Raw genomic sequence first — 14392 nt, 5'->3', positions numbered from 1 at the left:
TTTTTTAGAGTAAGATATCAGCTTTGTTAGTCATATTATCCTACAATTTCCCGAGAAAAACCCCACCCCTAGGGTCAATTCGGGTGGGAAAACGGTAGAAATATTTGAAAAAAGGCAAAATTAAAGGATGGTTGACGGATATTCCCTTGCTAAGTCAGTACTATTTTAAATAAAAAAGCCTATCCCTAACTTTACTGAGCATAGGGATAGGCTTTCTGCTTTTTGCTTGTGCATTTATCGACGATAAGTCTATTTTGTGGTATAATAGTACGAACAATAAATATATTTTTTGGAGGATATCATGAGAATAGATGGTGCGGGCGGATGTTTTGATAACCGCCTTTATGAGATTGATGTAGATGTTGCTTGGCGTATTGCGTTGCTGTCCATTAATGAAATGGGCGTAACTATTGATGAGCTTGACGAAACTAACCGCGTAATCAAATTCCACAATAAGAATAAGATTATGCAGCTGGCTTTCCAAATTTTGGATGAAGAAACTGTCCAAGTTATTATGGACTCTACCAAGGAACGCTTGCAGATTTATAACTGGAAACGTGAAGATGGTGAAGTAAACCAATTCTATGATCTCTTTGAAAAGAAGCTTACGGAATACCGTGCTTTCATTCTGTGTCCCGGTTGCAGTGCTAAAGTTAGCTCCTTGGCTAAATTCTGTCCGGAATGTGGCTATAAATTAAAGTAAAAAGCGCAAAAAAAGAAACCAAATACCGAAAGGTATTTGGCTTCTTTTTAAATCCGAAGATTAGATAGCGCGGTTTACTTTGCCGGAACGCAGGCAACGGGTGCAAACGTTTACGCGTTTTACAGAGCCTTCAACAACTGCTCTTACTTGTTGGATGTTCGGGTTCCAAGCACGTTTAGTGTGTCTATTGGAGTGGCTGACGTTGTTGCCAGCGAGTTTACCTTTACCGCAGATTTCGCAGATAGATGCCATGATTTCCCACCTCCTTAAACGTGATAAGTCATAAGGCACATACAAATTTAACATGAGTATTCTACCATAAAGCGCAAAGAAAAGCAAGAAGAATTTATAATAGGCAGGTAATTTTCATGTGGTGGCAAGAACCCGTTACAATTTTAAAAGGCGTGGGCGCAAAAACGGCGGCTGATTTAGCTTTGGCCGGCATTAACACCGTTGGCGATTTACTGGAGTATTATCCCCGTCAAGAAGCGTATATAGATTATAGTCGTTTGCAAAAGATTAAAGAGTTGGCAATGGACGGCAGCAGGCAGATTTTCAAGGGCGAAGTCTGCTCTGCCCGCAGCGGGTATGGTGCTCATGGCAAAAACTATACGGCGGTAACGGTCCGTGACGAAACTGCTTACGCAACGCTTTATTTTTTTTCGTACCAGCGTTATAAGGCGCAAAAATTAAAACCGGGGCAGGAACTGCTGATTATGGGCAGAGTACGGCCGGGACGCACTGCTAAATCCGTCTCTGAATGTATTATTCAAGAGATGGACGGCAAAGAGGCTACAGCGCCGGGAATTATGCCCGTATATCCTTTAACGGGCAAGCTTACGCAGAACAATCTGCGCAAGTGGATACGTCTTGCTTTGGCCAAGGCTGCGGAGGGTCTACCGGAAAGTTTACCTCCGAGCGTAGTAAAGAAGTGCAAGCTGCCTGACCGCCTGACGGCGTTAAAGAATATTCATTTTCCACCCAATTGGCAGGCGTTGCGGGAGGCAAAGGCGCGCTTCGTCTTCGAGGAACTGTTTTTACTGCAATGCGGTCTGCTATATTACCGCAGGCAGAGCCATGATACGCGCCAAGGCATCAAGCATGGCGCAGACGGCGAGCTGCTTGCCAAAGTGAGGGCTGGGTTGCCCTTCTCCCTGACGGAACAGCAGGAAAAAGCGTGGCAGGAGATAAGCCTGGATATGCAGGACGTGCATCCTATGCACCGCATTTTGCAGGGCGATGTTGGCAGCGGTAAAACGGTTATCAGCGCTTTGGCATTGGCTAAGGCAGTGGAGAACGGTTTTCAAGGCTGTATTATGGCACCTACGGAGATTTTGGCGGCACAGCATTATGAAACCCTGCAAAGCTTTCTAGAGCCTGCAGGCGTGCGTGTAGGCCTGCTTACAGGCGGTATGCGCGCTAAGGCGCGGCGGGAACTGCTATTGAACTTGGAACTGGGCCTGGTAGATGTACTGGTTGGCACCCATGCTCTTTTAGAGGAGGATGTGCGCTTTAAGCATCTGTCCTTGGCGGTGACGGACGAACAGCATCGTTTTGGTGTGGAGCAGCGGGCACGCTTGACCAATAAATCAGAGTACGCTCCTGATGTGCTGGTTATGACGGCAACACCTATTCCCCGCACTTTGGCGTTGACTGTTTATGGCGATTTAGATATTTCTTTGATGAAAGGACGTCCACCTGGACGTAAACCTGTACAGACACTGTGCTACAATGAACAAAAGCGTCAGGAAGTGTATGCGGGGCTGCTGCGGCAAGTGCAGGCAGGGCGGCAGGCTTATGTGGTCTGTCCCTTGATTGAGCATTCGGAGCAGCTGGAGGCGCGTAGCGCGGAAAGCGTGTATGAGGAGCTGAAAAGCGGCGTGCTGAAAAACGTCAACTGTGCTTTGCTGCACGGACGGATGAAAGGGGCGGAGAAGGAAGCCTTAATGCAGGGCTTTGCCGCCGGTGAAATCAGCGTTCTCGTAACTACTACTGTCATTGAGGTAGGTGTCAACGTGCCTAACGCAACGCTGATGATTGTGGAGAATGCCGAGCGTTTTGGTTTGGCGCAGCTGCATCAATTGCGTGGGCGCGTAGGTCGTGGCGACAAGCAGAGCTATTGTGTACTTTTGGCAGGAACGGATACCCCGGAAGCATTGGCTAGGCTGGCAGTACTCCATGACAGCGAAGATGGCTTCTATCTGGCGGAAAAAGATATGGAGCAGCGCGGGGCAGGACAGCTTTTCGGCCTGCGGCAGCACGGCTTGCCAGATTTACGCATTGCTGATATAATGCGAGATACCGAGACTATTGTCCAAGCACGGAAGCTGGCAGTGGAAGAACTGGCGAAGCCGGGAGCTATGCAGGAAATCCGTGCTTTGGTAGAAATGCAGTTCGGTGAAAGATTTAAAATGATTTTTAATACGTAATGGGGTTATAGATGTGAGTAAAGATAAAAAGTGGCTACAGGATCCTGATACAGTTACAAAAATTGTAGCTGCTGTGCTTTTGGTAGTGTTAGTTGGTGGTATTCAATATTTTGCAGAGGACTTTTTCAGTAAAACTTTTACCTTAGCTATTAGCGGTAATGTGGATGGACTGGTAGAGTACCTGCGGTCCTTCGGCCCTTGGGCCATGGTGATTAGCTTTATCCTGGATGTACTGATTAACGCAGGCAGTATTTTTCCGTCTATTTTTCTGTCCACAGCCAATGGTTTGATTTTTGGACTGCCCTTGGGCATTTTGATTTCTTGGTTGGCGGAAACTGTGGGCGTTGTTATTAGTTTCTACTTGATGCGCTTCTTCTTCCGCAGTACAGCGGAGGCGCTGATTGAAAAGAGCAATGCCTTGAAGCATATTGACGAGGCCAGCGGTAAGCATGGTTTGGAGTGGATGGCTTTTGCTAGGGCGCTGCCATATTTCCCCTCCGGCATTTTGACAGCAGTAGGCGCTGTAAGCCGTATCAGCGCCCGTGATTATATTATCGCCAACCTGATCGGCAAATTCCCTTCTACCGCTTTGGAAGTGGTCATCGGCCATGATATCGTCAACTTCCAGGAAAACAGTATGCGCTTAGCTATTTTGGTTGTGGTAGTGGCATTGATCTTCTTCGGTTACAAGCACTACAGAGGGAAGAAGGAGTAGGAGGCTAACCATGGATGAAAAGAAGTGGCAAGCAGAACTAAGTGAATATATTAAGCTGGGTGAACCTAATCAGCAAGAGAAAACTATAGCTTGGCAGACTGCTATTGGCTTGCAGCAGGTAGATGGGTTAGAAACATCTGCTTATCTTTTGGATACTGCTAAAGAGCATATCGAAGGTAAGATCACTATTAAGCAGGCACAGGAACAGCTTCACAGCTACTACAAGGCTTTGGGAGCACGCCAACAAATCGAAAGCTCTACTAGGGAAGCAGATATTGTTTCTGCGCGTATTACCGAGCTCTTAGGTGAGGATGCTTTTCAATTTTCTCCTGTAGAATGGCGCAATATTCATCGACGCTTGTTTAGCGGAGTTTTTGACCATGCAGGGGAGCTACGCACTTACAATATTAGCAAGAATGAATGGGTACTGAATGGTACTAGCGTGATTTACGCAGCCCATGAAAGTATAGCCAGCCTTTTGGATTATGATTTTCGTACTGAAAAAGAGTTTTCCTATCGCGGTCTGAGTGCTTCGGAAAAAGTTCGGCATTTTGCTAAATTCTTGTGCGATATTTGGCAGATTCATCCATTTTGCGAGGGCAACACTCGTGCTACCGCAGTTTTTGCGATTAAATATCTGCGCACTATGGGATACAAGGTAAATAATGATGCCTTTGAGAAACATTCTTGGTATTTCCGTAATGCTTTAGTGCGCGCCAATTATAATGATTGGCAGCGGGATATTTATGCTACTACGGAATATTTAGAGCTTTTCTTAAGCAATTTATTATTGGGCGAACACCATGAACTGCACAATCGCTATCTGCATATTGATTACAAACAATAAAATTTCGTTACAAAGTTAACAAAAAATAGACGGATAAAACTTATTCTGAATTAGAATGTTTCATAATTAGTCAAAATTTGCTCTTTGTAGTAAAATAAAGCATATACGGATTTGTCAAAATTAAAGGGCGTGAGTTGTTGTGAAACTTTCATTTGTACATATGGTCAGCCTTGTGCTGACGCTGATCTTAACCATGCTGCCGGGCATTATTGCTTCCCGACGCATTAAATCTGCGGATGATTACAATGTAGGCGGCCGCAGTGCAGGCGTGGGCTTGGTAGCAGGCAGTATTATCGGCACTATTGTTGGCGGTGCTGCTACCGTAGGCACGGCGCAGCTGGGCTTTAAGCTGGGGCTGACGGCGTGGTGGTTTACTTTAGGCAGCGGTATTGCCCTTTTGATTATGGCGCTTTTCTATGCGAAGTCTTTACGCGCTAGCGGTTTGACAACGGTGGCAGAGTTCCTTGTAGTCAACTACGGTAAGCCTGCAGGCTGGCTGGCAACTCTTTCCTCTTGCGGCGGTATTTTCTTCAGCATTGTAGCCAGCACTTTGACCGCGCTGCATTTGGTAGCAGGGGTTTTTAACGTTGATTTATACGTTTCTGCTGTACTCATCCTATTGATTACAGCAGGCTTTGTCTTCTTTGGAGGCATTAGCGGCAGCGGTATGGCGGGCATTATAAAAATCTGCTTGATTTTTGCCAGCATCTTCGTAGGCGGTTTTATGGCTTACAGCGATTTGGGCTCTTGGAGCGGACTTGCCGCTACCTTCCCTGCGCACCCTTGGTTCAGTTTGTTTGGTAAAGGTGTGGAGGACGGGCTTGTGAGCCTGTGCTCCATGATTGTAGGCGTAATTTCAACCCAGACCTATGTGCAGGCGCTGTTCAGCGCCAAGGATAGCAAGACTGCTGCTGCAGGTTGCGTAGCTGCAGCGCTGGTAGTTATTCCTGTAGGTCTGCCTTCCGTAATGATTGGCATGTTTATGCACGTAAATCATCCTACGATTAATTCTATTGACGCATTGCCCTTGTATTTGGCAACGTATTTGCCAGATTGGCTGGGAGGTATCGGCTTGGCGGCTTTGCTGCTTTCTGCTTTAGGCTCCATTGCCGGTTTGTCCTTGGGCATCGGCACTATGATTTCCCGGGACATAATCAGCAATATGTGGCGCAGTGCTACTTCTACTAATTTGCTGTGGGCAAGCCGTTTCAGCGTTTTGGCAGCTACTGTCAGCGCTATTGTTTTCGTCTTCTTCCATTTGGAATCTTCCGTATTGGAGTGGAACTATCTGTCCATGGCTTTGCGTGGCAGCGGTATCTTCCTGCCTTTGACTTTCTGCGTCTTCTTCCATAAGCGGGTGCGTGCTTCCATGGGTGTTGCCGCAATGGGTTCAGGCATCTTTGCTGCAGTTTTTTGGAAACATATCAGTCCGTGGCAGATTAACAGCCTGTTCCCGGCGTTAGTTTATAATTTAATATTCCTCACTACAGGTTTACTGTGGGGTGTAAAAGCAGAAGAGGAAGAATAGTTTCGCAAGCTGTAGAGCGTTATGCTCTGCAGCTTTTTTGTTCTGCCTTCACTTATTTTTTACAAAAATATCCTCTGTATATTTGTCATAAGTGCTTCTATAGTGTATAATATAACGTGAGAGTATGTGTGCGGACACAATTTCAAATTAATTTAGTTCTACATTTGTACGGATAAATGCAAAAAATAACATGGAGGTGTATTTTTTTTGGGAAAATTTCAACATAAAGTGCAAATCATCCCTTTGGGCGGCTTAGGCGAAATCGGTAAAAATATGACCGTCTTCCGTTATGGCGACGACATGATTTTGATCGATGCAGGTTTAATGTTCCCCGAAGATGACATGCTTGGCATAGATTTAGTAATTCCTGATATTACTTATTTGGTGGAGAATAAAGATAAATTGAAGGGCATTTTTCTGACTCACGGTCACGAGGACCATATCGGTGCTTTGCCCTACGTAATGAAACAAATAGATTGTCCTGTTTATGGTACCGCACTTACTCTGGGTATTTTACAAGGCCGTTTAAAGGAAAACGGCGTTAGTTCTGAAAACCTGCGCACAATCAAGCCCGGCGACAAGATTACTGCAGGTGCATTTAAATTAGACTTTATCCGCGTAAACCACAGTATTCCTGATGCTGTGGCAATTGCTATCAACACTCCTATCGGCACGATTATTCACACCGGCGACTTCAAAATCGACCACACTCCTGTAGATGGTCAAGTTACCGAGTTCAATAAATTTGCAGAGTACGGCGATAAAGGCGTATTGGCGCTGCTGGCTGATAGCACCAATGCAGAACGCCCAGGTTTTACCCCCAGCGAGAAGATGGTTGGCAAAACCTTTGATGATGAATTCCGTTACGCAAAAAATCGTATTATTGTAGCGACTTTCTCTTCTAATGTACACCGCATTCAGCAGGTTATTGATGCTGCCCTCAAGTATGACCGCAAGGTGGCAGTTATCGGTCGCAGCATGGTAAATGTTGTGAGCATTGCTAAAGAGTTGGGCTATTTAAAAGCGCCTGAAGGCGAGATCATCGACATTGATGAATGTCATAACTATACTCCCGACAAGATTGTCATTATCACTACCGGCAGTCAGGGCGAGCCTATGAGCGCGCTGACACGTATGGCTATGAACGATCATAAAAAGGTGGATATTATCCCCGGTGATACGGTAATTATTTCTGCAACTCCTATTCCCGGTAATGAAAAGTTGGTTTCCCGTACTATCGACCATCTTTACAAACTGGGTGCAGACGTTATTTACGAAAAGAGCAACGGCGTCCATGTTTCCGGTCACGCCAGCCAAGAGGAAATCAAACTGATGCACAATTTGGTGCGTCCTCGTTTCTTCATCCCTGTACATGGCGAATTCCGTCACTTGATCAAGCATGCCAATATTGCTAGAAGTTTGGGTATGCCCAAGGAAAATATCGTCATTGCTGAAAACGGCAGTGTTATCGAGCTGACCAAAAACAGCATCGGCATTACCGGCAAAGTACCGTCCGGCAAAGTTCTTGTTGACGGATTGGGCGTTGGCGATGTTGGTAATATCGTCCTGCGTGACCGCCGTCAGCTGTCCCAAGACGGTATTATGATTGTGGTAGTGACCATCGACAAAGAAAGCTGCCATGTAGTTTCCGGTCCGGACATTGTTTCCCGCGGTTTCGTCTATGTACGCGAAGCGGAAGGCTTGATGGACGAAGCTCGTGACAAGGTACAGTTGGCACTGGAGCGTTGCGAAGAAAACGGTGTTTCCGAATGGAGCACTATTAAATCCACTGTACGCGACAGCTTGGGGCGCTTCCTTTACGAGCGTACCCGTCGCCGTCCTATGATTTTACCCATTATCATGGAAATTTGATGTTGATTTAAAAATATTTATAAGGAGTACGCATTTTGCAAAAGGACAGAACTCGTAGAAAACAACAGAATAAAGACACCGGTTCTGCTACCTGGTGCGGTTGGCTTTTGCTGGCCGTAGGCGTACTACTGACGGTCGCTCTCGTGGTAGGGGCGGAAAGCGGAGTGTGGGGCAGTCTTGCCAAAATGCAGTATTATGTATTGGGCAAGGGCGTTTTCTTGCTGCCCGTATGCTGCTTTGTTGTGTCCTTAAAGCTTTTGGTGGACGGCCGTGTAGCATTTTTGCATAAAAAAACACTAGGATTTTTATTGGTGATGCTGTGCCTGTTGGGCACAGCTCATCATGTTTTTGTGCCTTTTAAAGAAGAACTCTATCCCAACCGTCTTTTAGAAGGCGGTGGCTTATTAGGCGGCTGTATCGCCTTGGCTTTACACCGTTTGGCTGGGGAAAGCGGTACTACCGTAGTGTTGGCAGGTGGTTGGCTGCTTGCCGCGGGATTGCTTGCTCCTTGGGGCAAGCTGAAGGAGTACCTGCAAGGTACTGCAGCTGCAGAGGAAGAAGCTGAACAATCGCAAAAGACGGTGGCTGCGGAACCTAAAGAACGCAAAGCAAAGCCTGTCTTTAAACAGACTGCAGCCCGTAGGGAGAACGGTGGCAATACCATTAAAGATGTTTATCGTAACAGCGAATTTGGCGCTTTCACCGATGGAATAGAGAAAAAATCTTCTTTTCAGCGCATTTTGAATTTTAATAATAGCGACCCCTATAAACAAGAACCTGTAAAGCAAGAGGTGGAGCGTGATCCTGTGCAGGTGCCTATCTGGCAGGAAGAAAAGCGTCCTGCGGTAGTTTTGCGGCCTGTGATTAACTATGATGCGGAAGATGTACCTGTGGCAATGCCTGAGCGTAGCTTTTTGGACGGCAGTACTCCTGCACCGGAGCCGGAACGTCCTTTAGCAAGTAATGTGCATCACGATGACGGCAGCGCCGCCATCCACAATCGGTTTAGAGAGCAGCTGCAGCATCGTCAGCATGTTGAGCCTGCGGTAGTTCCTAAACAAGAGGAAGAACGCAAGATTGCCATTTTCGATAGTGCGGAAAAACTGCGCACGGAGCAAAAAGAGTCCACTCCTGTGCCCGCACCTGTGCAGCCTGCAGTAGAGCAGGAGCAAGCGGATCAGGCACAAGGACAGTACATTCTTCCTCCGTTAGATTTGCTGGATAAACCCAAGGTTAGCGACCCTGCGTCCTACCAAAAGGATATTATGGAGCAATGTGCTGTGTTGGAGCAGACTTTGGCGGACTTCCGCGTCCGTGCCAAGGTTGTAGCTGTAACCCGCGGTCCCTCCGTTACTCGTTTTGAACTGGAGCCTGCACCCGGTGTCAAGGTTAGCAGTGTAGTAAATCTTGCCGATGATATTGCGCTGCGTCTGGCTGCACCCGGTGTGCGTATTGAAGCGCCTATTCCCGGCAAATCTGCTATCGGCATCGAAGCACCGAATATTAAGAACGATATGGTCTGCTTCCGTGAGGTAGTAGAGGATAGCAAGGTCAGCGGTGATCCTGCCCCCCTTTGTATAGGCTTAGGCAAGGACATCAGCGGTAATATTATTCCTGCTGATTTGGCGAAAATGCCCCACTTGCTGGTGGCAGGTTCTACAGGCAGCGGCAAATCCGTCTGCATCAACACGATTATTGCAGGGCTTTTGTACCGCGCCCGTCCGGAGGAGGTCAAGCTGATTCTGGTTGACCCCAAGGTAGTTGAACTTTCCAACTACAATGGTATTCCTCATTTGCTTACTCCTGTAGTGACGGAGCCTAAAAAGGCAGCTTCTGCACTGCATTGGGCGGTGGCGGAGATGGAACGCCGTTATAAACTGTTCGCCGAGAGCCACGTTCGTGAAATCAAAAGCTATAATTCCCAAGCGGCCGAAAAACTGCCTTTTATCGTTATTATCATCGACGAACTTTCTGATTTGATGATGGTAGCTAAGGTGGACGTGGAAGATGCCATCCTGCGTTTGGCGCAAAAAGCCCGCGCTGCAGGCATTCACCTGATTCTGGCAACTCAGCGTCCTTCTGTAGATGTTATTACCGGTATCGTCAAGGCGAATATCCCTTCCCGTATTGCTTTCGCCGTTTCTTCGCAAACGGATTCCCGCACCATTATCGATATGGGCGGTGCAGAAAAGCTGTTGGGCAAGGGCGATATGCTTTATTATCCCATCGGTTTCAACAAGCCGGTGCGCGTACAGGGCGCCTTCGTCACCGATGCCGAGTTGAATAAAATTGTTGATTCCATTGTAGGACAGTCCATTCCTGTAAACTATACGGAAGAAGTTACCCAACAGGAATTGGAGTGTGATAGTAAAGGTGCTGCTGTTGAAGAAACAGGCACTGCTTCCCCGGCTGAAGATGAATTGTTCGAGGATGCCCTGAGCTTAGTCCTGGACATGGGACAGGCTTCTGCATCCATGCTTCAACGTCGTTTCCGCATTGGCTATACCCGTGCGGCGCGTCTAGTCGATACCATGGAAGAGTTGGGGATTGTAGGTCAATCCGTAGGCAGCAAGCCTAGGGAAGTAATTATGGCACGACAGGAAGCGGAAGAGCGCTTCCTTAATAAATAAATTGCTCATTGGAGGTTGTACTGATATGGAAACCGAAAAAAGCGTTGGTACAATTCTGCGGGAAGCGCGTTTGGCGAAGGGCTTATCTTTGGCCGAAGTGGAGAAGGGTACCAGTATTCGCAGCAAATATTTGGAAGCTGTGGAAAATGATGCCTACGAGATAACACCCGGAGAAGTGTTTGTAAAAGGCATGATCCGTAATTATGGCAACTATTTGGGATTGGATGGCCCTGCATTAGTTGATTTATATAAGGCAAGCGCTGCAGGGAAATCCGCTGAGGATGTGCGTAGCGCAGGGATTCGCGAGGTGGAGAAGGTTCGTTTGAACATCCAACTGAAGGATCCCCGTGATATTGGCAGCGGTACAGGTCGCTTTGAAATGCCGGAACTGCCTATGAAACAGATTGCTATGGGTGCTGTGGCTGTTATTGTTTTGGCTGCAGGTTATTTTGGCATTCCTAAGGCCATTGACTATTTTAGCAGTCTGCCTAAAAACGAAACCAAGGCAGAGCAGCAGGTGGAGGTGCCGAAAGCACCTGTTATTTTGGATAAAGTACAGGTGGAAATGGAAGCCGCTGATCAATGCTGGTTAGAGGTTACTGCTGACGGCAAGGAAATTTTTGCAGGTATGCTGCAAGCCAAAGATAAGAAAGTTTACGAAGCTAAGGATAAGCTGATTATCAAATATGGCAATATTGGCGTAATGAAGATTACTGTGAACGGCGAGCCCGTAAACTTACAGGGTGAGCATGGTGTAGCAGTGAAGACATATACTAGATTAAAACAGGAGTAATTCATGAAACAGTTTTTACCGATTACCCCGGAGGAAATCGCTGCCCGCGGTTGGGAGCAAATCGACTTCCTTTTTGTTAGTGGTGACGCTTATGTGGATCATCCTAGCTTTGGACCTGCAGTTATCTGCAGAGTGCTGGAGGCACAGGGCTATAAGGTTGCGTTGTTGTGCCAGCCTGCTTGGGACAAACCGGAAAATTTTGCCGTTTTGGGCAAGCCGCGTCTGGGCGTGCTGATTTCCGGTGGCAACCTTGATTCCATGCTTTGCCGCTATACGGCGGCGAAAAACGAGCGCAGCGTAGATAAATACACTCCCGGTGGCACGGTGGGCAAACGTCCTGACCATGCTACTGCAGTTTATGCCCAAATGGTGAAACGCCTGTGGCCGGAGATCCCTGTAATTATTGGCGGCGTTGAGGCCAGCTTGCGCCGTTTTGTGCATTTCGACTATTGGGAAAATAAATTACTGCCTTCTATTTTGGAAAGCAGTGGTGCGGACCTTCTGGTCTACGGCATGGGCGAAAAGCAAGTTGTAGAAATCGCTGACTATCTTGCTGGTGGCGCATCTATTGAAGATATGCGCTATATTCGCGGTACTGCTTATGTGGCTGATGAACTGCCTGAAGGCGAAGAGTTCGTGAAACTGCCTGGGTGGAAGGCTATCCGTGATGATAAAAAGTTCTTTGCCCAAGCATTTCATCTGCAAAGTAGGGAACAGGACCCATTTAGCGGTAAAATCGTTGTGCAAAGAGGTCAAAAGAAATATGTTGTCCAAAATCCTACTCCCTATCCGCTGACACAGGAGGAAATGGACAGCATTTACGATTTAGATTATATGCGCGCATGGCATCCCAGCTATGATGCTTTAGGCGGTGTGGCTGCACTGGAGGAAGTACAGTTTTCTATTGTCAGCTGTCGCGGTTGTTTCGGTAGCTGTGCTTTCTGCGCTATTCATGCCCACCAAGGGCGTATAATTCAAGCACGCAGCCATGAGTCCATTCTGCGTGAGGCTAAACTGCTGACCCAGCTGCCCGGGTTTAAAGGCTATATTCATGACGTAGGCGGTCCCACTGCCAACTTCCGTCATCCTGCCTGCAGCAAGCAGTTGAAATATGGTGCCTGCAAAGATAGGCAGTGCTTGTTCCCTGCACCTTGTCCCAATCTGGATGCGGACCACGGCGACTATATTGCCTTGCTGCGCAAGGTACGTGCGCTGCCCGGGGTGAAGAAGGTTTTCGTCCGCAGCGGTATTCGTTACGACTATCTGTTGGCAGATAAAGAGCAAAAATTCTTGGATGAGCTGTGCCGTTACCATATCAGCGGCCTGCTCAAGGTAGCGCCGGAGCATATTTCACCCCCGGTTCTCGCTAAAATGGGCAAGCCCGGCAAGGACGTCTATATGAAGTTTATGCGTGCTTACGCTAAGAAGAATAAAGAGATCGGTCTACCGCAATTTTTGGTTCCGTATTTTATTAGCAGCCATCCCGGTTGTACTCTGAACAATGCTATTGAATTGGCAGAGTTCCTGCGCGACATTAAGCATCAGCCTGAACAGGTACAGGACTTTATCCCTACTCCCGGTAGTGCGGCTACAGCCATGTACTATTCCGGTGTGGATCCTGCTACTGGGCAAAGCGTCTTTGTAGCGCGCAATCCCCATGATAAGGCTATGCAGCGGGCTTTGATGCAGTATCGTGCACCGCGTAACCGCCAGCTGGTTTTGGAAGCGCTGCAAAAAGCGGGGCGCATGGATTTAGTAGGCGATGGGCCTAAATGCCTGATTCCCGCAGAGGGGAGAAAGCCTTTTGATGGCAGAAAGGGTAAAGCTTCCCAGCCTAAGGGAGGGCAGCGGCAAAGCGGTCGTCCTTCCAAACGGAGGTAGAAGATGCTGCGACTATGGATGGTAGCGTTGCTGCTTTTGGCAGGCATCACTGCCGGTTGTGGCGACGATGATAAGAATATATCTTTCAATTCGAGCAAGGAGATAGTCCTTTACTCTGAATTGGATAATAAATTTACCGAAGATTTATTGCAGGAGTTCAACAAGGAGCATAAGGGAAAAGTTACTGCCCGTGCGATTTATGAAATCAAGCAGGGGGAGGCTGATCCCGATGTGGTGCTTGCCGAACAGCGTACCTTAAACGGCTTATGGCTGCAGGGACGATTGCAAGCAGTACCTGTGGCTGCAGGCAAAAGCCTGCCTGCTAAATTACGCCATAAAGACAATTTGTGGTATGGTATTTTCTATGACCCTGCCGTACTCCTTGTGAACCAGCAGTTTGCCCGCACTGTGGGACAAAGCAGACTGCATAGCTGGCAGGATTTGGAGAATATCGAAAACCTGCGTATCGCTATGGAGAATCTTTCGGACAGCAACAGTACCCAAAACTTTTTAGGTGCTTTTGCTGACGCTAAGGGAGAAACGACTTCCCTAAATTATTTGTGGAACATTAACCGCTTTGTAGAAAAATACGCCAAGTTTCCTTTTACACCTGTGCGGATAACGGCTGTAGGTGATGCGGATGTGGCGATTACCAGACAAAGCTATGTGTTTAAATATCTTGAAAGTAAATTTCCCGCCTATGTGGTTTTTCCTAAAGAGGGTACGCCTGTAAACTTATATGGCACGGGTGTGTTTAAAAATTGCAACAAGGTGGAGTATGCGTCCGATTTAGTTGAATGGCTTTTGACCGATGAAAAGGTACAAGCAGTTTCCCAAGCGGATGCCACAGGCTATATGTTCTTCTTTCCCTCCGGTGGGGAAGCTCCGGACATGGATAAGCTGTGGCTGAACCAAAGCTATTTGACCCAGCGGGAGCAGGAAGCTCTGACCAATCGCTGGTTGGGCAGGGTGCGTTTTAGCAAGTAGGAGGTTA

General features: G+C 47.4%; 11 protein-coding genes. 10 read left to right on the top strand and 1 reads right to left on the bottom strand.

The features are described 5' to 3' along the window. Positions 1-301: 301 nt before the first annotated feature. Entirely contained in the window at positions 302-703 is a 402-nt protein-coding gene (locus ACJMM4_RS09660) for a hypothetical protein (protein WP_405378994.1), read from the top strand. A gap of 60 nt (positions 704-763) precedes the next feature. On the opposite strand, the gene rpmB is transcribed toward ACJMM4_RS09660, so the two are convergent. Further along, on the bottom strand, positions 764-955 hold the full coding sequence (gene rpmB / locus ACJMM4_RS09655; RefSeq protein ID WP_405378991.1) for a 50S ribosomal protein L28: 192 nt from the start codon (positions 953-955) through the stop codon (positions 764-766). Positions 956-1071: 116 nt separating this feature from the next. Here rpmB and recG point away from each other — a divergent pair, with 116 nt between their 5' ends. The 9 genes from recG to ACJMM4_RS09610 all read left to right on the top strand — a co-directional run bounded on the left by recG (position 1072) and on the right by ACJMM4_RS09610 (position 14385). Then, the gene (recG, locus tag ACJMM4_RS09650; protein WP_405384221.1) at positions 1072-3132 is read left to right on the top strand and encodes an ATP-dependent DNA helicase RecG; all 2061 of its coding nucleotides are present in this window, start codon (positions 1072-1074) and stop codon (positions 3130-3132) included. 13 nt (positions 3133-3145) lie between these two features. Then, complete coding sequence (locus tag ACJMM4_RS09645; RefSeq protein WP_405378986.1) at positions 3146-3847, top strand: TVP38/TMEM64 family protein; 702 nt, start codon at positions 3146-3148, stop codon at positions 3845-3847. 10 nt (positions 3848-3857) lie between these two features. Next, entirely contained in the window at positions 3858-4694 is an 837-nt protein-coding gene (locus ACJMM4_RS09640; protein WP_405378983.1) for a Fic family protein, read from the top strand. A gap of 139 nt (positions 4695-4833) precedes the next feature. Beyond that, the gene (locus ACJMM4_RS09635; RefSeq protein ID WP_405384219.1) at positions 4834-6222 is read left to right on the top strand and encodes a sodium:solute symporter; all 1389 of its coding nucleotides are present in this window, start codon (positions 4834-4836) and stop codon (positions 6220-6222) included. 207 nt (positions 6223-6429) lie between these two features. Beyond that, on the top strand, positions 6430-8094 hold the full coding sequence (locus ACJMM4_RS09630; protein WP_405378418.1) for a ribonuclease J: 1665 nt from the start codon (positions 6430-6432) through the stop codon (positions 8092-8094). Between the two features lie 35 nt (positions 8095-8129). Continuing rightward, positions 8130-10724: a DNA translocase FtsK 4TM domain-containing protein gene (locus tag ACJMM4_RS09625; RefSeq protein ID WP_405384217.1), complete on the top strand. Its 2595-nt coding sequence runs from the start codon at positions 8130-8132 to the stop codon at positions 10722-10724. Between the two features lie 25 nt (positions 10725-10749). Continuing rightward, positions 10750-11517 (top strand): helix-turn-helix domain-containing protein, encoded by a 768-nt coding sequence (locus tag ACJMM4_RS09620; protein ID WP_405384215.1) that lies wholly within the window; start codon positions 10750-10752, stop codon positions 11515-11517. Between the two features lie 3 nt (positions 11518-11520). After that, positions 11521-13398 carry a YgiQ family radical SAM protein gene (locus tag ACJMM4_RS09615; RefSeq protein WP_405378424.1) on the top strand — a complete coding sequence of 626 codons (1878 nt, stop codon included), beginning with the start codon at positions 11521-11523 and terminating at the stop codon, positions 13396-13398. 3 nt (positions 13399-13401) lie between these two features. After that, entirely contained in the window at positions 13402-14385 is a 984-nt protein-coding gene (locus ACJMM4_RS09610) for an ABC transporter substrate-binding protein (protein WP_405378426.1), read from the top strand. Positions 14386-14392 lie beyond the last annotated feature (7 nt).

Origin of the sequence: Phascolarctobacterium sp. (assembly GCF_045124115.1) — a bacterium.
In the GTDB taxonomy this organism is placed as follows: Bacteria; Bacillota; Negativicutes; order Acidaminococcales; family Acidaminococcaceae; genus Phascolarctobacterium_A.
The sequence above is the reverse complement of the archived record's forward strand: the minus strand, read 5'-3'. Positions and strand labels throughout refer to the sequence as shown.

Excerpts from the sequence above, each read along its gene's own strand:
- ACJMM4_RS09615 (WP_405378424.1), top strand. The coding sequence starts at position 11,521 with ATGAAACAGTTTTTACCGATTACCCCGGAGGAAATCGCTGCCCGCGGT.
- ACJMM4_RS09660 (WP_405378994.1), top strand. The coding sequence starts at position 302 with ATGAGAATAGATGGTGCGGGCGGATGTTTTGATAACCGCCTTTATGAG.
- ACJMM4_RS09640 (WP_405378983.1), top strand. The coding sequence starts at position 3,858 with ATGGATGAAAAGAAGTGGCAAGCAGAACTAAGTGAATATATTAAGCTG.
- rpmB (WP_405378991.1), bottom strand. The coding sequence starts at position 955 with ATGGCATCTATCTGCGAAATCTGCGGTAAAGGTAAACTCGCTGGCAAC.
- ACJMM4_RS09610 (WP_405378426.1), top strand. The coding sequence starts at position 13,402 with ATGCTGCGACTATGGATGGTAGCGTTGCTGCTTTTGGCAGGCATCACT.
- recG (WP_405384221.1), top strand. The coding sequence starts at position 1,072 with ATGTGGTGGCAAGAACCCGTTACAATTTTAAAAGGCGTGGGCGCAAAA.
- ACJMM4_RS09620 (WP_405384215.1), top strand. The coding sequence starts at position 10,750 with ATGGAAACCGAAAAAAGCGTTGGTACAATTCTGCGGGAAGCGCGTTTG.